Origin of the sequence: Sphingomonas sp., assembly GCF_041661825.1 — a bacterium.
Classification (GTDB): domain Bacteria; phylum Pseudomonadota; class Alphaproteobacteria; order Sphingomonadales; family Sphingomonadaceae; genus Sphingomonas.
In genome coordinates, this window is record NZ_JBAZTU010000003.1 from 529,284 (window position 1) to 548,779 (window position 19,496).

The following is a 19,496-nucleotide window of genomic DNA, read 5'->3' on the forward strand; positions in this document are numbered from 1 at the left end:
GGAATGACGCGCAAGGTCGGCATTCTGATCTCGGGCCGCGGTTCAAACATGATGTCGCTCGCCGAAGCGGCGCGTGATCCGGCCTGCCCGTACGACGTCGCCATCGTCGCTTCCGACAAACCCGACGCGGCCGGTCTCGCCTGGGCGCGCGACGCAGGACTGGCGACCTTCGCCCAATCCCCCAAGGGCATGCCCAAGGCCGAGTACGAAGCTGCGATCGACACCGCCTTCCGCGACGCCAGCGTCGAGGTGATCGCACTCGCCGGCTATATGCGCCTGCTCTCAGACGATTTCGTCGCGCGGTGGCGGGGCAGGATCGTCAATATCCACCCTTCGCTGCTGCCCAAATACAAGGGCCTCGACACGCACCAGCGCGCGATCGACGCTGGCGACGCGGTCGCGGGGTGCTCGGTGCATATCGTTACCGAGGAGCTCGACGGGGGCGAGGTACTCGGCCAGGCCGAGGTGCCGATCCTGCCCGGCGACACCGTCGATAGCCTCTCGGCACGAGTGCTCGCCGAAGAGCATCGCCTTTACCCGAAGGTTCTGGCAGACTTCGCGGTGCGATGAGTCCAGACCCAGAGCCCGTTCTCGCCAAGATCCGCGACATCTGCATGGCCCTGCCCTGCGCCGCCGAGAAGATCTCGCACGGCGCGCCGACCTTCTTCATCGAGAAGGGCAAGGTCTTCGCCTATTTCTCGCACAACCATCATGGCGACGATCGCACCGCGGTGCAGGTCAAGACGAGCGGGCTGGAGGAGCAGGCGATGCTCGTTGAGATGGATCCCGACCTCTATTATGTACCCGCCTATATCGGCCATGCCGGCTGGATCGGGATGCGGCTCGACACGGGCGAGACCGACTGGGACCATATCGGCGATCGCATCGCGACGAGCTGGGAACTGGTGGCGCCGCGTAAATTGCTGGAGGCTGGTGGACGATGAGCGACGAGACCCCCGTTCCGCCTGCCCCCGAGCCCGTTCCGCCTCCTCCGCCTGCGCCCGACCCCGTGATCCAGAACGCCGCGCAACAGGCGGTCGACCGGGCGGAGGCGGCAGCGACACGGCGACGCTGGGTGACCTTGGCCGAGGTGGTCGGCGTGGCCGGCCTGATCATCGCAGCGCTCAGCCTGTGGATGAGCTGGTCCGACCGGCGCGCCGACGAACAGGAAAAGCAGGCCGAAAAGGCGAGCGAGTCCAAGGCACGCACCCTGGTGCTGCTGACCGCGACGCCGGAACATGGCGGCGCGCGGCTGGCGCTGAAGGATGAGGCGCATGCGATCCAGAGCATCGATGTGCGCTTCCCCGCTGTGCTCGGTGTGAGCGCGCAGACCAGCGTGCTCGAGCCACATATCCAGGCCGACTGGTTCGCCGACGCGATCCTGCAGGCGACCGATGGCGGACCGGATGCGCGCGAGGGCCGTCTGCCGGTGCTGATCACCAGCAGCTATTGGGATGCCGACAAGCAGCGCAGCGACAGCGCGATCTATGACGTGGTGTGGCAGACCGAAGGGCGCGTGCTGCGGGGACGGACGCTGCGGCTGAAGGGTGTGGTGCTGCGGGAGCGGACATCGCAGCCGGCGCGGCTCGAGGCGTTGTGGGCGCGTGAGAAGCCGAAGCCGTCCAGTTAGTAGTCGGGATTAGATGTCCCGCGCGAAGACCACATCATCGTGCAGGGTGCTGCCAACGAGGAACTGCCGCTCGCCGATCACCTGGAAACCCTGGCGCTTGTAGAAGCTGTGGGCGCGCAGGTTCTTGCCATAGACGCCGAGCAGGATGCGCGTGCGGCCGAGCCGGGCAGCATCCTCGACTGCGGCTTCCATCAGCGCCGGACCGAGACCAGTCCCGTGCATCAGCGACAAGGTGTAGATGCGCTTGAGTTCGATATCCGCCGGGCCGGGCTGGACCGGCAGGTCTGGGTCGGTCAGCACGGCATAGCCGACCGGCGCGAAGCCGTTCTCGACTTCCGCAACGGTCACTGCGCCGAGCGGATCGTTCGCCCAGGCGATGAACTTCCGGGGGTCGTTGTTCGCCGCGCAATGCGCGACGATGTCGTTGCCGGCGAGCACGCCGGCAAAAGTTTCGAGAAATGTGGCGGAGGCGACAAGCGACAGGGCGGCGGCATCCGCTGCACCGGCCTGTCGCACCCGCCAGCTCATCTCAGCCGACCAGCTCTTCCGGCTTGAAGAAATAAGCGATCTCGATCGCCGCATTCTCGTCCGAGTCCGAACCATGGACCGAGTTCGCTTCGATCGATTCGGCCAGTTCCTTGCGGATCGTGCCGGCATCGGCGTTCGCCGGGTTGGTCGCGCCCATGATGTCGCGGTTCCGCTGAACGGCGTTCTCGCCCTCGAGCACCTGCACGACGACCGGGCCGGAGATCATGAAGGACACCAGATCGTTGAAGAAAGGACGCTCGCGGTGGACGCCGTAAAAGCCCTCGGCTTGGTCCTTGGTCATCTGGATGCGCTTGGAGGCGACGACGCGCAGGCCGGCCTCTTCCAGCATCTTGGTGACGGCGCCGGTGAGGTTGCGGCGGGTGGCATCGGGCTTGATGATCGAGAAGGTACGGTTCGCGGCCATGACGGTCACGGGCTCCTGTATGTGAAAGGGCGGAAAAGTCGCGGCTCCCCTAGGCGGGAGCGGGGCGCGATGCAAGCATATCGGGCCGAACGGTCGAGCCGATCAGGCGGCCTGTTCCCATTTGCCGGAGTCGCTCTGCTTCCAGTAGCGGCGCTCGATCCCGTCACGATCGGCCAGCGCCTTCCAGGCCAGCCGCGCCTCGGTAATCCGGTCGCCGTCGAAGAAGTGGAAGGCGCGGTCGAAGCCAAGCGCTTCCTCGCGCCAGACACCGTCGGCCAGAGCGATATTGCGGGCGTCATTGGCCGCTGCCGGGATACCGGAAATCAGGATCGGCTGGATCGAATCACCCTCCCCGCCAGCCTGGCCATGGGCGAGGAAGCTTTCCGGGGAATAGGTCCAGAGCAGCTTGTCGAGCGCGATCCGCTGGATCTCGCTCTCCGCGACGACGAGCAGGCGCCCGCCCCCCTCGACCACGCGCTCCGCGATGCGCGGCAGGACGCGGTCGAGCGGCTGGACGGTCAGATGATAGAAGTCGACCTGCATCTCATCCATCCCGGTCGGAATATTGTCACCCCTATGGGGCATTCCGCCAAAAACCTGTCAAAACATTATCAAATAATATCAAATAAATAGACGCCAGATCCAACAGCGATCCTGTTGGAAAGTGTGACATTAATCCCGAATATTCTCCAACAACGACGCTGCTCAGCCCTCGAAATTGTCCGCCACGAACCGGTCGAGCAGGCGCACGCCATAACCGGTCGCGCCCTTGTCCCAGGTCGCACCGGGCTTGTCGGCCCAGACCATGCCGGCGATGTCGAGATGCGCCCAGCGGATACCGGTATCGATATAGCGCTGAAGGAACTGCGCGGCAGTGATCGAGCCAGCGCCGCGCGGGCCGACATTCTTCATGTCGGCGATCGGCGAGTCGATCAGCTTGTTATAGGCATCCGACAGCGGGAAGCGCCACAGCAGGTCGCCCGACGCCTTGCCGGCCGCGAGAAGCTGCTCGGCCAGCGAATCGTCATTGGCGAAGCAGCCGCCATGCTCGTTGCCGAGCGCGATGATCATCGCACCGGTGAGCGTGGCGAGATCGACGATCGTCTTCGGGTGATGCGTACGCTGGACCCAGGTGAGCGCGTCGCACAGCACCAGCCGGCCTTCGGCATCGGTGTTGAGCACTTCGATCGTCTGGCCCGACATGGAGGTGAGCACGTCGCCCGGGCGGATGGCGTTGCCGTCGGGCATGTTCTCGACCAGGCCGCACACGCCGATGACGTTCGCCTTCGCCTTGCGCAGCGCGAGTGCCTTCATCGTGCCGACGACCGCGCCCGCGCCGCCCATGTCCCATTTCATGTCTTCCATGCCCGCGCCGGGCTTGAGCGAGATGCCGCCGGTATCGAAGGTCACACCCTTGCCGACCAGCGCGAGCGCGGGGTCGCCGGGCGCGGCACCCGTCCATTTCAGCGCGAGCAGACGCGCATCGCGGGCCGAGCCCTGGCTGACGCCGAGCAGCGCGCCCATGCCGAGCTCCGCCATTTCGGCCTCGCCGAGCACGGTCACTTCGAGGCCGAGCCCTTCGATATCGGCGAGCACGCGCTCGACGAAGGTTTCGGGATAGATGACGTTGGGCGGCTCGGCGACGAGCATGCGGGTCAGCTCGAGCCCCTCGGTCAGTGCCTTTTGCGGCGCCCAGGCCGCGTCGCTGCCCTCGGGCGCATTGACCAGCGTGATCGAGGTGAGCGTCGGCTTCGACTTTTCGGGCAGTTTGGTGCGGTAAACATCGAGCCGCCAGGAACGCTGCGCCGCGCCGCCGGCGAAGCGCGCTACCGCCTTGGGGGTCGCGCCGGCCGATGCGAAATCGACAGCGGCAGCTTCAACGCCCGAGGTCAGCAGCCGCGCGGTCAAGGTGCCGCCGGCGCGCTCATACTCGCTCTCGCTGCCGCCGCCGGTGCCGAGCAGCAGAACCCGGCGCACCCCGTCGGGCTGCGACACGAACGCCTCGACCACGCCACCGGCCTCGCCTTCGAAGCGGCTGGCGCGGGCAGCGCCCTTCACCACCGCCAGCGCGTCACTATCGAGCGCGGTCGTGGTCAGCCGATCGAGGCCGTCCTTCTCCACGGGAAACGCGAGCGCGGCGGTGGAAGGAGCGGCGGAGAAACTGATCTGCATGGGAACCTCGGTTTCGACTTCTAGGCGTGAGTCGTAGCCCTCTAGGCCACCGGTGGCGTGCTGGCAAAACACGCCCCCGATTGCAGCGCAGGGCATCGGGTGCGATAGGGCGGCATCATCGCGACCGCATTCGGCGCGTTTGGGGGTGTTTTTTCCAACGTGAAGCGTTCCGATCTTCTCGCGACCTGCGCCCTCCCCTTCGCGCTGTGCCTCGGCACGGCCGCGCATGGGCAGGACATGCAGATCCCCGCCATCCCCCTGCCGCCGCCCGCCGAGACTCAGGCGGCGGACGACCAGGTGCAGTTCAGCGCCGGGCAGCTGGAATATCTCAACGACAGCGACACGGTCATCGCGACCGGCGACGTGCGCATGTATCGCGGCGGCGACCGGCTGCGTGCCGACAAGGTCACCTGGAACCGTACGACCGGCAAGGTCATCGCGAACGGCAACATCGTCGTGGTCAATCCGGGCGGCGACACCGCCTATGGTGATTCGATCGAGCTGACCGATTCGCTGAAGGACGGCGTGGTCGACAACATGCTGGTCGTGCTGGAGCGCGGCGGCAGGCTGGCGGCGCGGCGCGGCACGCGCGCGCTGGACGAGACGGTGACCCTGGATGACGCGGCCTATACGCCGTGCACCGTGACGACCTCGACCGGCTGCCCCAAGGAGCCGTCGTGGAAGATCACTGCCGTGCAGGTGGTGTACCGCCCCGAGAAGAACCGCATCTATTACAAGGGTGCGCGGATCAACCTGTTTGGCCTGCCGACCCTTCCCTTGCCCAAATTCTCGCATCCCGCGGGCGGCGAGAGCGAAACCGGGCTGCTCAGCCCCACCTTCCGCTACAATGGCGTCAACGGCTTCGAGTTCGCCCAGCCCTATTTCTTCGAGCTCGGCCCCAATCGCCAGCTCACCGTCACGCCGCGCGTGTTCACCAATGTGCTGCCGATGCTCCAGGCGGATTACAGCGCACTCGACCAGAAGGGCGCGTTCAAGGTCAGCGCCTATGGCACCGTCAGCCGGCGCAGCGACGATCTGCTGACAACGGTACCGACCAACACCGAACAGGCATTCCGCGGCTATCTCGACGGCGTGGCGCGCTATCAGCTCGATCCCAACTGGAGCCTCAGCGGATCGCTGCGGCTGACCACCGACCGCACTTTCCTGCGCCGCTACGACATCTCCAACGACGATCGCCTGCGCACCACGGCGAAGATCGAGCGGATCGATGCCGACAGCTATTTCGCGGTGACCGGCTGGTTCGTGCAGACGCTGCGCGTCAACGACCGGCAGGGCCTGCAGCCGATCGCCCTGCCCGAGATCGACTATCGCCGGCGCATGAACGACGGCCTGCTGGGCGGCAAGTTCGAATTCCAGCTGAACAGCCTGGCGATCACCCGCTCCGCCGGGCAGGATACGCAACGCGCCTTTGCCAGCGCGCGCTGGGATCTGCGCAAGCTGACCCCCTGGGGCCAGGAAGTGACCTTCACCGCTTATGCCCGCGGCGACGTCTACAATGCCAACGACACGCTGACGACGGCGGTCACCAGCTATCGCGGCGACGAAGGCTTTCAGGGGCGGGCGATCGGCGCGCTGGCAGTCGATATCAAATATCCGCTGATCGGCTCCTTCCTGGGCGGCACCCAAAGGCTCACGCCGCGATTCCAGATCGTCGCCGCGCCGAAGACCGAGAATCTCGGCATCCCGAACGAGGATGCGCGGGCGGTCGATCTCGAGGATTCCAACCTCTTCGCGCTCAACCGTTTCGCCGGGTACGACCGGTTCGAGGATTCGACGCGCTTCACCTACGGCGTCGACTGGGCGGTCGACCTGCCGGGCTTCTCGCTGGATGCGACGGTCGGGCAAAGCTATCGGCTGGACAGCCGCCCCGCGATCTTCCCGCAAGGCACCGGCCTCAGCGACCGTACCTCCGATATCGTCGGCCGCACCGAACTCAGGTTCCGCGATTTCGTGTCGATCACGCATCGCTACCGGCTCGACAAGGACAATCTCGCGGTGCGCCGCAACGAGATCGACGCGACGATCGGGTCGCGCAGCACCTATGTGCTGCTCGGCTATCTCCGACTGAACCGCGACATTGCAACGACCGCGGAGGACCTGCAGGATCGCGAAGAGGCGCGCGTCGCGGGTCGCGTCCAGTTCGCGCGCTTCTGGTCGGTGTTCGGATCCACCGTGATCGACCTGACCAATCGCGCCGAGGATCCGCTGTCGATGTCCGACGGGTTCGATCCGATCCGGCACCGCCTCGGCGTGCAATATGAGGACGATTGCCTCAGGATCGGGCTGACCTGGCGGCGCAATTACGAAGACACCGGCGACGCCAAGAGCGGCAACAGCTTCCTGTTGTCACTGGCGTTCAAGAATCTGGGGCGCTAGACGATACTCCAGGAAACTGAACTTCAAGAAGATCGGACGGCGATCTGGCCCGCTAAGCGCGGGTTCAGCAACGGCGGACGATAGCCGGGTCGCAACGGCGCGGGATGGGATTTTGAAAAACGTGATGACTTCGATGAACAAGGCGGCTGGTATCGGCCGCAGGATTGGCCTGGCCGGTGCGGGATTGCTGGCGATCGTCGCGGCAACCAGCGGCCTGCCGGCGCAGACGGTGAGCGACAACAGCGTGCCCGCAGTGGGGCTCAACATCCCCGAGAACATGCAGATCTTCGGCAAGGTCGATCCCAACGTCCGCAAGGCGACCGCGATCGTCAACGAGACGGTGATCACCGGCACCGATGTCGATCAGCGTATCGCGCTGATCGTCTCCGCCAACCAGCTGAAGCTGAACCCGGAAGAGCAGGATCGCCTGCGCCTCCAGGTGCTGCGCAGCCTGATCGACGAGACGCTGCAAATCCAGCAGGCCAAGACCAACGAGATCGAGGTCACCAAGGACGAGATCGACCAGAGCTTTGCGCGCGTATCGCAGCAGTTCGGCAAGTCGGTGCCCGACATGCGCGCCTATCTGCGCAGCGTCGGATCGTCCGATCGGTCGCTGCGCCGCCAGATCGAAGCCGATCTCGCCTGGAACCGCTTCCTGCGCCGCCGCGTCGAGCCCTTCGTCAATGTCGGCGAGGAAGAAGTGAAGGGTGTCATCGATCGCATCAACGCGGCGAAGGGCACCAACGAATATCATCTGAAGGAAATCTATCTCGCGGCCGGGCCGGACCGCGCCCAGCAGACCTTCGACAATATGCGTCAGATGATCCAGGATATTGAAAAGGGTGGAAAACCCTTTGAATATTATACCCAATTCTCCGACGCTTCGACGCGCAGCACGCAGGGCGATCTTGGCTGGGTCGGCACCAGCCAGCTCACCTATCTGCCGGCAAGCCTGTCCGAAGCCGCGCAGAAGATGGGCGTCGGCGAAGTCGCCGGACCGATCGAGGTGCCGGGCGGCTTCTCGATCCTCTATCTGATCGACAAGCGGCAGGTGCTGATGGCCGATCCGCGCGACGCGCAGCTCACCCTGAAGCAGCTCACCGTGAAATTCCCGGAAGGGACGACTCAGGCCTCGGCAACCAGCCGCGTGTCGGCGCTCGAAACCGCGACGCGCGAGATGCGCGGGTGCGGCAATGTGGCGAAGGTCGCCGCCGAGCTGAACGCCGAAGTGGTCGACAACGCCTCGGTCAAGGCGCGCGACCTGCCGCCGCGCCTGCAGGAAATGGTGCTGAAGATGCAGGTCGGCGAGGCGACGCCGTGGTTCGGATCGCCCACTGACGGCGTGCGTACGCTGGTGCTGTGCGGCCGCGACGATCCGCAGACCGCCGCAGCGCCCCAGGCCGAGCAGGTGCAGACCCAGATCGAGCAGGCACGCGTCAATCTGCGCGCCCAGGGCGTGCTCCGTGATCTTCGCCGCGATGCGGTGATCGAATATCGCTAAGGGGCATTCGCGATGATCGCGCCGCTCGCGGTCTCCATGGGCGACCCTGCCGGGATCGGCCCCGAAGTGATCGCCAAGGCCTGGGCCGCGCGCGAGAAGGAGCAACTCGCGCCCTTCTTCGCGGTGGGCGATGCACGGGCGATCAGCGCGGTATGGTCAGGGCCGGTCCAGCGGATCTTCGACCCGGCCGAGGCGAACCAGGTGTTCGCCACCGCATTGCCAGTGCTCAATGTCCAGGATGGCGGGGAGATCACGCCCGGCACACCCGATGTCGACGGCGCGCGCTGTGCGTTGCATGCGCTGGAGATCGCCGCGGGCCTCGCGCGCTCAGGCACCGCCCGCGCGCTGGTGACGGGGCCAGTCTCCAAGGCCCAGCTCTACCAGATCGGCTTCACTCATCCGGGCCAGACCGAGTTCGTCGCCGAACGCTGCGGCATTGCCGGCGAAAATGCGGTGATGATGCTGGCGGGCCCGAGCCTGCGCGTCGTGCCGATCACCACGCATGTGCCGCTGGCGAGCGTTTCCGGGCTGCTCTCGATTGACCTGATCGTCGCCAAGGGCCGTGCCACGGCGCGCGGGCTGATCCGCAATTTCGGGATATTGATCCCGCGGCTCGCCTTTGCCGGCTTCAACCCGCATGCCGGCGAACGCGGCGCGATCGGGCGGGAGGAGATCGACTTCATCATCCCCGCGATCGAGATATTGCGTGACGAGGGTATCGACGCGACTGGCCCGTTCGCCGCCGACACGATGTTCCACGGCCGCGCCCGCGCCACTTATGACGCAGCGCTTTGCTGCTATCACGATCAGGCGCTGGTGCCGCTGAAGACGCTGCATTTCGACGAAGGCGTGAACATCACGCTGGGCCTGCCGATCGTGCGCACCTCGCCCGACCATGGCACTGCTTTCGGCATCGCCGGCAAGGACCAGGCGGAACCGGGCGCGACGATCGCCGCGATCCGGCTTGCCGCCAGCGCCGCGGAGCGCCGCGCCGCCGCGGGGGCGTGACCTCTCCGTTACCTCCGTTACGCGACGTCATCGCGCGTTACGGGCTCAATGCGAGCAAGGCGCTGGGGCAGAATTTCCTGCTCGATGCGCAGTTGCTGGCCCGGATCGCGCGGATTCCGGGTGACCTGACCGATGCCGAAGTGCTCGAGATCGGCCCGGGCCCCGGCGGCCTGACCCGGGCGCTGCTCGCGGCGGGCGCGAAGGTGACGGCGATCGAGCGCGACCGGCGCTGCATCCCGGCGCTGGCCGAGCTGGGCGACTTCTATCCGGGCCGGCTGCGCGTGATCGAGGACGACGCGCTGGAGATCGATGCCGCGGCTTTGTTCGCCAATGATTCTGGGGGCAAGCCGCATATCGCCTCCAACCTGCCGTACAATATCGGCACCGCGCTGCTGGTACGCTGGCTGTCGGCCGACTGGGCGCCGTGGTGGCAGAGCCTGACCCTGATGTTCCAGAAGGAAGTCGCGGAGCGCATCGTCGCGAAGACCGATGACGACCATTATGGCCGCCTTGCCGTGCTCGCCCAGTGGCGCAGCAGCGCGAAGCTGGCGATGCCGGTGCACCGATCCGCCTTCACGCCGGCACCCAAGGTTATGTCAGCGGTGGTGCACATCACGCCGGACGCGGCACCGGAGGGCGTGAATTTCGGCATGCTCGAACGGCTGACGGGGGCGGCTTTCGGCCAGCGGCGCAAGATGCTGCGGCAGAGCCTTAAATCGGTCCATGGGGCGCTCGACGCGCTTGAAACGGTAGGAATCGAACCGACGCGACGGGCAGAGACGGTCAGTGTGGCCGAGTTCGTCGAACTGGCAAGGGTGCTGAGCTAAATTCCTTCTCCCAGCGGGAGAAGGAGGGAGCAGCGAAGCTGCGGAAGGATGAGGGTGAACGGGTGAATGAGCGTCGCCCTCACCCTCCCACTCGGCTGCGCCGAGCGGGCCCCTCCCTCTCCCGAAGGGAGAGGGAATTTAGCTTAGCCTATTCCTTGCCCGCGGCCTTTACCGAAGGCACCTCAACCGAAGCAGTCGCGATCGGCGGACCCTTGGCGATGGTTGCGGCGAGCATGGTAGCGTCGGCGCAGCCGGCCTTGCCGCAAATGGTGCGGATCTTGGTAAGATTGTCCTTCGCCCGGGCGACGGCGCCCTTGGCGACAAGCGCCTCGCCCTGCCCCTTCAGCGCCGAGACGTCATTGGGCTCGAGCAGCAGCGCCTCGCGGTAGAGGCGGATCGCCTTGCCCGGCAGCCCGCGCGCCTCGGCGACCTGGCCGAGCGTGACGAAGGCGACCCGATTACGCGGATCGACCGCCAGCGCGGATTCGAGCGCGTCAGTCGCTGCGTCGAGATTGCCGGAAGCCTGTGCCGCCTTGCCCTTGGCGAGCAGCGCCATCGAGCGCGGGTCGATCTGATCGTCGGGGCGCTGGCCGTGCAGAGAGGTCGAGATCGCAAGAAGCGTCAGCGCAGCAGCGGCGGCGACGGACGAATAACGCATGATCAACTCCAGTCTCGGCACAATGGCTCTGGCTAGCACGCACGTTGCAGTCGTGCGACAAAAAATCCGTCGGTGGCGTCATGCGCCGGGGTGAGGCGAATACCTGCGCCATGCGCCCGCCCGGCCGGCAGCGCGAGGCTGTCGGCAGTCCAGCCGGCATGATCGGCGAGAAAGGCCGAGACCTGCCCCGCCCCTTCCTCGTCGAGCAGCGAGCAGACGATATAGACCAGCGCACCACCCGGCTTGACCAGCGCAGCGCCGATTTCCAGGACGTGGCGCTGCGTGCGGGTGAGCCGTTCGATCCGATCCGGGGTCAGGCGCCAGCGTGCCTCGGGATTGCGGCGCCAAGTGCCGGTGCCCGAACAGGGCGCATCGATCAGCACGCAATCGGCGCTCTCCGACCAGTCCGACAGGATCTCCGTCTCATGGCCGGGGTTGAGCAGCCGGGTCTCGACGATCGTCGCCCCTGCCCGCACCGCGCGCGGGGCCAGGCGCGAGAGGCGCGCGCGATCGGTGTCCGTCGCGAGAAGGGCGCCTTCATTGCCCATCAGCGCGGCGAGCGCGAGGGTCTTGCCGCCCGCGCCTGCGCAGAGATCGACGACGCGCATGCCCGGGATGGCCTTGGCCGCGAGCGTGACGATCTGGCTGCCGGCATCCTGCACCTCGATTGCGCCGTCCTGATAGGCCTGGAGCGTCTCGATATTGGTGCCCGACGGCAGGCGCAGGGCATCGGGCAGGCCCGGGATCGGCTCGGCACCCTCGATCGGGTCCGGTGCGTCCCTGAGCCAGTTGAGCCTGACATCGAGCGGCGCGCGATCGATCAGAGCGGGAAGCTCCTCCCCGTCGAGGCCGGATTCCCGCAGTTTTGCGAGGATCCACTCGGGCGCCGTGCCGGGCGTGGCCGCCTTTTCGTTCGCGCCGATCGCCGCCGGACCGTGGCCGACGCCGTCGAACAGGGCGGCAAGCTCCGGATCGGTGGCGGCGAGCGCCAGCATCGCCGCGCGACCGCTTTCGGGCCGCTCGCCGAGCCGGCGGATCGCGGCATAGACCAGCTCGCGCACGGCGCGCCGGTCCTTGCTGCCGGCATAGCGGCGCTCGGCGAAATAGCGGGCGATCAGCGTATCCGCCGCCGCGCCGGAATCGCGGGCGGCGGCGACGATCGAGTCGAGCAGGTCGATCGCCGCCTGGACGCGGGCTCCTGGGGTCATGGTATCACTCCTTCACGTCTCTATATCCGAAGAGACGATCAGCGCCCCAGCTCAGGCGATCCCAGGATCAGTTTCCCGCACCCACCCATTTCGCCACGTCGGCCCGTACACGGTCCGCGCCCTGCTTGCGCACCGAAATCGCCGAGAGCGCCTTGGCGGCGCCGGCGCGCGACGCCTCGGGCAGGTTCTTTTCGGCATAAGCGGTGATTTTCCCCGGCATCGCCGGATCGTTGGACGGTGCGCCCAGCGAGACGATGAAGCCCGGGCGGGCTCCTGCCTCGATGAACCCGTTGACCAGATCCATATTGGCCGCCCCGTAATCGAACGCCATTTCCGGATGCCGCGTGGCCACGGCGCGGATCAACGACGCGTTTTGCGGCGCGGTGAAGGTGTCGGTCTTCAGCAGGTCGAGCGCCCGCTGCGCAAGGGCATCGTCGCGCGCATTGCCGAGCAGGCGGACATAGGTGTTCTTCGCCACCGGATTCTTCTCGGCCTTGGCGATGGCGAGCAGCGCCTCCCACTCGGCCGGCGTGGCGTTGGCGGCGTAGACGCCCAGGATCGGGGTGCGGATCGCCGGCGGGATCGCGTTCGGATCGGTCGCGAGCGCTGCCACATAGGCGCGCGCCCTGGCCGCGACGTCGGGATCACCGCTGAAACCGAGCCGCCCGACCAGTGTCTCGCGCAAATTGGTGATGAGCGGCGATTCGCCCGGCTGCACCTCGAAGCCGACGCGCTTCATCACCGGCGACAGCACCTGGATGGTGCGGGCGCGGAGCGGCGCTTCGAGCGGGGTGCCCTGGAACAGATTGTTGATCGAGCCGAGATCGCCCGCGATCACTGACCAGTCGAGCGGGCTCGCGTCGACCGGCACGGCCGCCAGTACCGCGAAATAGCGGTCGAGCGACTGGTCGCCGCTCAGCCCGAGCGCGAAATCGTCGCCGAGCGTGCCGACCTGGTCGGTCAGCGCCATCTTGCTGAAATCCTTCACGATCGCGGCATGGCTCGCATCGTCATACTGGACGCGGACGTAGCTCCCCTTGTCACGGTTGAGGACGAGCGTGCCACAGCCCTGCACCGCGACAATGGTCGGCGCCGCGCCCTGCACGATCGTGCTGGTCGCCGGGCCGCCGATCGGGCCGAGCGTCAGCGGCACGCGCCACGTCTGCGGCTGCTTCGAAGGGGCGTCCAGCCCGAACCGGCCTTGAGTCACGGTCGCCTGGGTGGTGGTGCCGGTGCAGGTCGCCCCGGTCAGCCTCACCAGCGGTACGCCGCCCTGCAGCGTGAAATCATGCGCAATGTCCGCAACGGGCTTGCCCGCCGCGGCGGACAGCTCTGCCCAGAGCTGATCGGTCACCGTATTCCCGTATTTGTGCTTCGCCATATAGCTGCGGATGCCCTTGCGGAACACGTCGCTGCCCAGGGTCGATTCGAGCATGCCGATCACCGCCTGCCCCTTCTGATAGGTGATGGTGTCGAACGCATCGCCGAGCTGATCGACCGTCTCGATATGGCGGATGATCGGATGGGTGGCGGAGGTCGCGTCGAGGCCGAGCCCGGCTTCGCGGTCGAATGCCACCGCGGTCGCGGCTGCATCCCAGCTCGGGTTCAGGTCGCGGCTCGACCGGCTCTCCATCCAGGAGGCGAAGCCTTCGTTGAGCCAGAGATCATCCCACCAGGACATGGTGACGAGATCGCCGAACCATTGATGCGCCATCTCGTGCGCGACGACGGTGAAGATGCGCTCGCGCCCGCTCTGGCTCGCGCGCTTCGGGTCGAACAGCAATTCGGGCTCGAAATAGAAGATCGCCCCCCAATTCTCCATCGCGCCGAAGGTCTGGCTCGAGCCGGGGCCGGCAATCATGTCGAGCTTCGGCAACGGATAGGGCTGACCGAAATAGTCGTTGTAATAGGTCAGCAGGCGCTTCGCCTCGGCCAGCGCATAATCGCCCTGGTCGACCACGCCGCGCCGGGTGATGACGCCGATCTCGGTCTTGCCCGCCATCACGGTCTTGCGCTCGACATCGCCCATGCCGAGGAACAGCAGATAGCTCGACATCGCCGGCGACTGCTGGAAGGTATAGCGTTTGGTGCCGTCGGTTAGCTTGGTCACCGTGGCGGCGGGCATGTTCGAAAAGGCCGTCTGGTCGCCCGGGGCGATGGCGCTGAGCGTGAACTTGGCCTTGAACATCGGCTCGTCCCACATCGGCGCGAAGCGGCGCGCATCGGGCGCCTCGAACTGAGTCGCCAGCATGCGCGAGGTCGATCCGTCCTCGTTGCTGTAATCGATCGCGAAGAGACCGGCGGGAGTGGTGCCGATCTTGCCGTCCCAGGCGAACGTCATCGTATGCGTGCCCGTTTTCGCGGGGGCCGGCAGAGTCACGGTGAGTTGCTGCGTGGTGTCGTCGATGGTGAAGGGCATGTCCTTTCCGTCGAAAGTGACCTTGCCCAGCTTCAGATCGACCGCGTTGAGCACGATCGTGGCGGTCGCCTGCTTGACCTGGATCGTCACCGTCTCGGTGCCGCTGAACGTCATCGCCTTCGCGTCGGGCCTGACCGTGATGTCATAGGCGATGGGGGCGACGGTGGCGGGGAGCTGACCGACGGCAAGGGCGGGCGTGGAAACGCCGAGCAACAGCGACGCGATAACGAATTTCATGAAATGGGACTCCGAAAGCAGATATAATGTATCCCGGTGTGTTGGCCTAATAAGGCATTGGCCGGTGAAGGCAAATCCCGGCTCGCTGGACAGTGAAATCAGTTGCGCTATGAAACGCAGATGAGCCTTCCGCCCTTGTTCGATCGCCTGCGGCTGCCCGTGATCGGGTCCCCGCTGTTCATCATCTCCGGTCCCGAATTGGTGATCGCCCAGTGCAAGGCGGGAATCGTCGGGGCCTTCCCGGCGCTCAATGCCCGGCCGCAGGGCCTGCTGGACGAATGGCTGCACCGCATCACGGAGGAGCTGGCGCAGCATAATCGGGACAATCCGGACCGGCCGGCCGCGCCTTTCGCGGTCAACCAGATCGTCCACCGCTCCAACGAACGGCTCGAGGCCGACCTCGCCACCTGCGCCAAATGGCAGGTGCCGATCGTGATCACCTCGCTCGGCGCGCGCGAGGATCTCAACCAGGCAGTGCATGGCTGGGGCGGAATTACGCTGCATGACATCATCGATGACCGTTTCGCGCGCAAAGCGATCGAAAAAGGCGCGGACGGCCTGATTGCCGTCGCAGCCGGCGCGGGCGGGCATGCCGGGCGGCTGTCGCCCTTCGCGATCGTCCAGGAGATCCGTCAATGGTTCACCGGGCCGCTCGCACTGTCGGGATCGATCGCGACGGGTGACGCGGTGCTGGCGGCGCAGGCGATGGGCGCTGACCTCGCCTATATCGGATCGCCGTTCATCGCGACCGACGAGGCGAACGCGGAAGCCAGCTACAAGCAGGGCATCGTCGAGGGCAAGGCGGCCGACATCGTCTATTCGAACCTCTTCACCGGCGTGCACGGCAATTACCTGCGCGGATCGATCGCCGCGGCGGGCATGGACCCGGACAATCTGCCCGAGGGCGATCTGAGCACGATGAACTTCGGCGGCGGCAATGGCAGCAAGGCCAAGGCGTGGAAGGACATCTGGGGATCGGGCCAGGGCATCGGCGTGGTCGACCGGGTCGAATCGGTCGCGGTGCGGGTGGACCGGCTCGAACGGGAATATCTCGCGGCGAAGAAGCGGCTGGGGTTGTGAGCTAAAGCCCCTTCCCTCGTTCCCTCTCCCACAAGGGGAGAGGGAGAAGAAATTCAGAAAGCCGCCGCCAGGCGCTCCAGCATCGACCGGGCCGGGCTGTCGGCAACGTCGTTGGCCGCCTGCGCCTGGTCGAGCCGCGCGACGCGGCGATACAGTTCGGCGCTTGCCTCGATCAGCGCCTGTGCGGTCAGCGGCATCGCCTCGACCGCTTCCTTCTCGCTGACCGGCGCCGGGCCGAGGCGGCGGGACGGGTCAAGCGCGTCGCGCGGCGCCATCTCGCCCGAATCGACCGCGCGCTGAGTCAGCAGCCAGGCGATGACGTGCATCAGCCGGGTGGTGACCTTCAATGATTCGCAGGAGAAGGACACGCGCGCCATCGGATCGAGCTGGTCGCGATCCGCCTTGCCGCCCTGGTCGAAATACCCGCGCGCCTCGTCGGCCAGCACCATCGCATCGATGTAGAGCGTGTCGATCAGCTTTCGATGGATGCGCGGTTCGCTCATGTTCCCCCCGGTCATGACCGAACTAGGTGCCATAATGTTCGCGTCAGCGACACAGGAATTGATCGAGTCGGTTCCGCTGCCGTCCCAATAAAGGATCGGCGCCCGAGTCGCGGCGGCTCAGGCGATGATATCGGGGATCATCTGATCCTCTAGCATGGCGATCTCGTCGCGCAGGCGCAGCTTGCGCTTCTTGAGGCGCGCGATCTGGAGCTGGTCGCTCGAGCCGGTTTCCAGCAGCGCAGCGATCGCTGAATCGAGGTCGCGATGCTCGATACGCAGGATTTCCAGACGCTTGGCGATTTGCGTGTCGTCCATGGGTTCCCCGTTCACACAACCGCCCTTAGCAAATTGCGTGAGGCCCGCGACTCGCAAAATCGGATTGTCGCGCAAATAGGCTCGACATGTCGTTTATGACCTAAATTTGGGAAGACAATTAAGGACGAGCGTGTTCTACTCCATACCCCGCCCAGCAATGTAGGAGGAACGCTTCCATGCAGACCGCGCATTTTTCGGCCCTCGAGGCCAAGCATGCCGTGCTCGATCGAAAGATCAGTGCCGAGTCGCAGCGACCACTGCCCGACTTCGCTACCCTGGCGGCGCTCAAGAAACAGAAATTGCGCGTAAAAGAGGAAATGACGGCACTTTAGGCCGTCGAGCGCCTCGCGCGGGTTCTCCCGCGCGGGGCTTCCGGCGCCGGCCCGTCCAGTACGGACCTAGCGGCGGAACACCGGCTTCACGAAGACCGGCGTTTTTGTGCCCAGCCCGACCGGCTTGCGCGCCATCATCGGATCGATCTGCCGATCGAACGCGACGCCGATCCGACCCGCGGCCGACCAGGCCACGCGGCCCGGCACCCAGCCAATTCCGCGAACGTCGAATTCCACGGGCGTGCCCTGATCGAGGCCGTTGGGGAATTCGGCCATCAGCCCGCCGGCCGACAGGTTGCGCACGCGCACCTGGATCGCATCGGGCGAGCCGGGCACGCGCATGTCCGCCATCAGAAAAAGGCTGTCACGCGCCTCATTCCGATTGTGCGCGCCGTCTTCGCCGGCAGCCGCGCTGTAAGGGTCCTGAGAATATTGGTCCATCGTAACGCTCGAAACGACCTCCGTTCGGCTGACGATAGCCGTCGAACCGTATCCAATCGCTTAAGGAACGTCAGGAGAAATCAATCTTCGCGAGAAACCTTCTCGTGACGTTCATGACGTTCCTGCGCCTCAACCGTCATCGTCGCGATCGGCCGGGCCTCGAGGCGAGCGAGCGAGATCGGTTCGCCGGTCACCTCGCAATAGCCATATTCGCCTTCCTCGATTCGCCGCAGCGCCGCATCGATCTTGGAGATCAGCTTGCGCTGGCGATCGCGGGTGCGCAGCTCGATCGACCAGTCGGTCTCGCTCGACGCGCGATCGGTCAGATCGGCCTCGCGCAGCGAATCGACCTGGAGTTGCGACAGCGTGCCTGCAGCTTCGCGCAGGATCGCTTCCTTCCAGGCTTGCAGCTTGTCACGGAAATATGCCTGCTGACGCGGGTTCATAAAGGGCTCCTCGGCATTAGGCCGATAGCCGTCACCACCCTCGCCCGCGGGCGGCTGAAACTTTTCGGATTCGTCCAATCGATTCAAGACCGTCGCCATCCCACTCTCCCGCCGGCGATACGATGCCTCTGAAGCACCTCCACCGCCGTCCCATCCCGAGCGGGCCTATAACCGCGCCGCCCGGGCATCACAAGCAAGGCCTTTCAAAACTATAGCCGGCCCTGCCGGACCGCCCTTAGACATGGGGACATTGCACTTTCGTGAATTAGCCGGCTGTCCGCACGTCGCGAGTCCAAAGTGTTAACGTTCAGCCGAGCAGGTCAGCGGCCTTAACCATGAAGCCGTACCATCCCGGCACGTTAACCAAACCAATGGCGACGTGACCGCGGGAAATCGTCCAAAGACCCTCCAAAGCTTGGTTAACATGCTTGAACTTAATTCTTTGTTCGGCACTTTGATGAATAGCGACACGTCAGATGCCGCGGTGGGCCGGATGGTTTGGCTCATCTTGGGATCGATAGCGAAAGAGTGACGAACATGTCCGTGCGGATGGCCTTGGCTAAACTATGTGCCTGCACATGCGGCGGTGCCCTGGTCGGCGGCGGCGCGGTGCATGTGGCCGAACAAACCCAGACCCGTCAGGTCTATCAGCAGAAGGCGCCGAAGCGAGTCGTTCGCACCAAGGTGGCCGCGCGCAAGATTAGCCGCGTCCGCCGAGTCGTGACGCAGACCCGCGCGACCTGCCCGCCTGCGGTGGTCACGGTCACCAGCCAGGGTGCGCCGATTCCCCTGCCCCCCAGTTTTGCGGGTTCCAGCGGCGAGATGCCGATGGTGTCGGGCGGTGGCGGCGGCGGCGGTGCGGCGGCGGTTGTCGGGGGTGGCGGCGGCTTTGGCGGCGGCGGCGGATTCTTCGCTGGCGGTTTCTTCGGCGGCGGTGGATCGAGCGGCAGCAGCGGCATCATCATTTCGTCGACGTCGAGCGGCGGGTCGACGTCAACCTCGACCGGCGGCTCTTCGACCGGTGGTTCGTCGACCTCGACGGGCGGCTCGTCGACCTCGACGGGCGGGTCTTCCACCTCGACCGGCGGATCGTCGACATCGACCAGCACGGGCGGCTCTTCCACCTCGACCAGCACCGGCGGGTCGTCGACATCGACATCGAGCGGCGTTTCGTCCTCGACGTCGTCGAGCACCTCAAGCGGCGTCTCCTCTTCCACATCTTCGAGCACCTCCGGCAGCACCTCGAGCAGCACGTCGAGCAGCACCTCAAGCGGGTCGAGCACGAGCGGCAGCACCAGCTCGTCGAGCTACGGCTCGTCCAGTCATGGATCGAGCAGCAAGGGCTGGAGCACGAGCAGCGGCTGGAGCTC

Annotated in this window: 21 protein-coding genes; 9 read left to right on the top strand and 12 right to left on the bottom strand. The window is 65.8% G+C overall.

Annotation, left to right across the window (positions count from 1 at the left end):
* Positions 1-3: 3 nt before the first annotated feature.
* The 3 genes from purN to WC729_RS15415 are packed head-to-tail and all read left to right on the top strand — an operon-like array spanning position 4 to position 1,630.
* On the top strand, positions 4-570 hold the full coding sequence (purN, locus tag WC729_RS15405) for a phosphoribosylglycinamide formyltransferase (protein ID WP_372854293.1): 567 nt from the start codon (positions 4-6) through the stop codon (positions 568-570).
* On the top strand, positions 567-944 hold the full coding sequence (locus WC729_RS15410; RefSeq protein WP_372854295.1) for an MmcQ/YjbR family DNA-binding protein: 378 nt from the start codon (positions 567-569) through the stop codon (positions 942-944). The genes purN and WC729_RS15410 overlap by 4 nt, the downstream gene beginning before the upstream one ends.
* Complete coding sequence (locus WC729_RS15415) at positions 941-1,630, top strand: hypothetical protein (RefSeq protein WP_372854297.1); 690 nt, start codon at positions 941-943, stop codon at positions 1,628-1,630. The genes WC729_RS15410 and WC729_RS15415 overlap by 4 nt, the downstream gene beginning before the upstream one ends.
* 9 nt (positions 1,631-1,639) lie before the next feature.
* Here the strand turns inward: WC729_RS15415 and WC729_RS15420 are convergent, their stop codons facing one another.
* The 4 genes from WC729_RS15420 to WC729_RS15435 all read right to left on the bottom strand — a co-directional run bounded on the left by WC729_RS15420 (position 1,640) and on the right by WC729_RS15435 (position 4,754).
* Positions 1,640-2,158 (bottom strand): GNAT family N-acetyltransferase, encoded by a 519-nt coding sequence (locus WC729_RS15420; protein ID WP_372854299.1) that lies wholly within the window; start codon positions 2,156-2,158, stop codon positions 1,640-1,642.
* A gap of 1 nt (position 2,159) precedes the next feature.
* Positions 2,160-2,582, bottom strand: coding sequence for a nucleoside-diphosphate kinase (ndk, locus tag WC729_RS15425; RefSeq protein WP_372854301.1), 423 nt, complete (start codon positions 2,580-2,582; stop codon positions 2,160-2,162).
* A gap of 102 nt (positions 2,583-2,684) precedes the next feature.
* A complete protein-coding gene (locus tag WC729_RS15430) occupies positions 2,685-3,125 on the bottom strand; it encodes a DNA polymerase III subunit chi (RefSeq protein ID WP_372855468.1) in 441 nt (146 codons plus the stop codon).
* Between the two features lie 162 nt (positions 3,126-3,287).
* A complete protein-coding gene (locus WC729_RS15435; protein WP_372854303.1) occupies positions 3,288-4,754 on the bottom strand; it encodes a leucyl aminopeptidase in 1,467 nt (488 codons plus the stop codon).
* A 159-nt stretch (positions 4,755-4,913) separates the two neighbouring features.
* On the opposite strand from WC729_RS15435, the gene WC729_RS15440 reads away from it, so the two are divergent.
* The 4 genes from WC729_RS15440 to rsmA all read left to right on the top strand — a co-directional run bounded on the left by WC729_RS15440 (position 4,914) and on the right by rsmA (position 10,487).
* On the top strand, positions 4,914-7,151 hold the full coding sequence (locus WC729_RS15440; protein WP_372854306.1) for an LPS-assembly protein LptD: 2,238 nt from the start codon (positions 4,914-4,916) through the stop codon (positions 7,149-7,151).
* 124 nt (positions 7,152-7,275) lie between these two features.
* Positions 7,276-8,652, top strand: a complete 1,377-nt coding sequence (locus WC729_RS15445; RefSeq protein WP_372854308.1) for a SurA N-terminal domain-containing protein — start codon at positions 7,276-7,278, stop codon at positions 8,650-8,652.
* Positions 8,653-8,664: 12 nt separating this feature from the next.
* On the top strand, positions 8,665-9,660 hold the full coding sequence (gene pdxA / locus WC729_RS15450; protein ID WP_372854310.1) for a 4-hydroxythreonine-4-phosphate dehydrogenase PdxA: 996 nt from the start codon (positions 8,665-8,667) through the stop codon (positions 9,658-9,660).
* Positions 9,657-10,487: a 16S rRNA (adenine(1518)-N(6)/adenine(1519)-N(6))-dimethyltransferase RsmA gene (gene rsmA, locus WC729_RS15455; RefSeq protein ID WP_372854312.1), complete on the top strand. Its 831-nt coding sequence runs from the start codon at positions 9,657-9,659 to the stop codon at positions 10,485-10,487. Before pdxA ends, rsmA begins: the two co-directional genes overlap by 4 nt.
* Positions 10,488-10,635: 148 nt before the next feature.
* Here the strand turns inward: rsmA and WC729_RS15460 are convergent, their stop codons facing one another.
* The 3 genes from WC729_RS15460 to WC729_RS15470 all read right to left on the bottom strand — a co-directional run bounded on the left by WC729_RS15460 (position 10,636) and on the right by WC729_RS15470 (position 15,009).
* Positions 10,636-11,145 carry a tetratricopeptide repeat protein gene (locus WC729_RS15460; RefSeq protein WP_372854314.1) on the bottom strand — a complete coding sequence of 170 codons (510 nt, stop codon included), beginning with the start codon at positions 11,143-11,145 and terminating at the stop codon, positions 10,636-10,638.
* Between the two features lie 32 nt (positions 11,146-11,177).
* Positions 11,178-12,353 (bottom strand): RsmB/NOP family class I SAM-dependent RNA methyltransferase, encoded by a 1,176-nt coding sequence (locus tag WC729_RS15465; RefSeq protein ID WP_372854316.1) that lies wholly within the window; start codon positions 12,351-12,353, stop codon positions 11,178-11,180.
* A gap of 67 nt (positions 12,354-12,420) precedes the next feature.
* On the bottom strand, positions 12,421-15,009 hold the full coding sequence (locus tag WC729_RS15470; RefSeq protein WP_372854318.1) for a M1 family metallopeptidase: 2,589 nt from the start codon (positions 15,007-15,009) through the stop codon (positions 12,421-12,423).
* A 120-nt stretch (positions 15,010-15,129) separates the two neighbouring features.
* Between WC729_RS15470 and WC729_RS15475 the strand changes: the two genes are divergently transcribed.
* Complete coding sequence (locus WC729_RS15475) at positions 15,130-16,089, top strand: NAD(P)H-dependent flavin oxidoreductase (RefSeq protein WP_372854320.1); 960 nt, start codon at positions 15,130-15,132, stop codon at positions 16,087-16,089.
* 53 nt (positions 16,090-16,142) lie between these two features.
* On the opposite strand, the gene WC729_RS15480 is transcribed toward WC729_RS15475, so the two are convergent.
* Both WC729_RS15480 and WC729_RS15485 read right to left on the bottom strand, forming a co-directional pair.
* A complete protein-coding gene (locus WC729_RS15480) occupies positions 16,143-16,592 on the bottom strand; it encodes a DUF1465 family protein (RefSeq protein ID WP_372854322.1) in 450 nt (149 codons plus the stop codon).
* A gap of 117 nt (positions 16,593-16,709) precedes the next feature.
* On the bottom strand, positions 16,710-16,907 hold the full coding sequence (locus WC729_RS15485; protein ID WP_372854323.1) for a YdcH family protein: 198 nt from the start codon (positions 16,905-16,907) through the stop codon (positions 16,710-16,712).
* A gap of 176 nt (positions 16,908-17,083) precedes the next feature.
* On the opposite strand from WC729_RS15485, the gene WC729_RS15490 reads away from it, so the two are divergent.
* Positions 17,084-17,239 (top strand): YdcH family protein, encoded by a 156-nt coding sequence (locus WC729_RS15490; protein ID WP_372854324.1) that lies wholly within the window; start codon positions 17,084-17,086, stop codon positions 17,237-17,239.
* A 66-nt stretch (positions 17,240-17,305) separates the two neighbouring features.
* On the opposite strand, the gene WC729_RS15495 is transcribed toward WC729_RS15490, so the two are convergent.
* From WC729_RS15495 to WC729_RS15505, 3 genes are all read right to left on the bottom strand, one after another.
* Positions 17,306-17,680 (bottom strand): PilZ domain-containing protein, encoded by a 375-nt coding sequence (locus WC729_RS15495; RefSeq protein ID WP_372854326.1) that lies wholly within the window; start codon positions 17,678-17,680, stop codon positions 17,306-17,308.
* Between the two features lie 80 nt (positions 17,681-17,760).
* Positions 17,761-18,225, bottom strand: coding sequence for an RNA polymerase-binding protein DksA (gene dksA, locus WC729_RS15500; RefSeq protein WP_372854328.1), 465 nt, complete (start codon positions 18,223-18,225; stop codon positions 17,761-17,763).
* A gap of 548 nt (positions 18,226-18,773) precedes the next feature.
* Positions 18,774-19,421: a hypothetical protein gene (locus WC729_RS15505; protein ID WP_372854330.1), complete on the bottom strand. Its 648-nt coding sequence runs from the start codon at positions 19,419-19,421 to the stop codon at positions 18,774-18,776.
* Positions 19,422-19,496 lie beyond the last annotated feature (75 nt).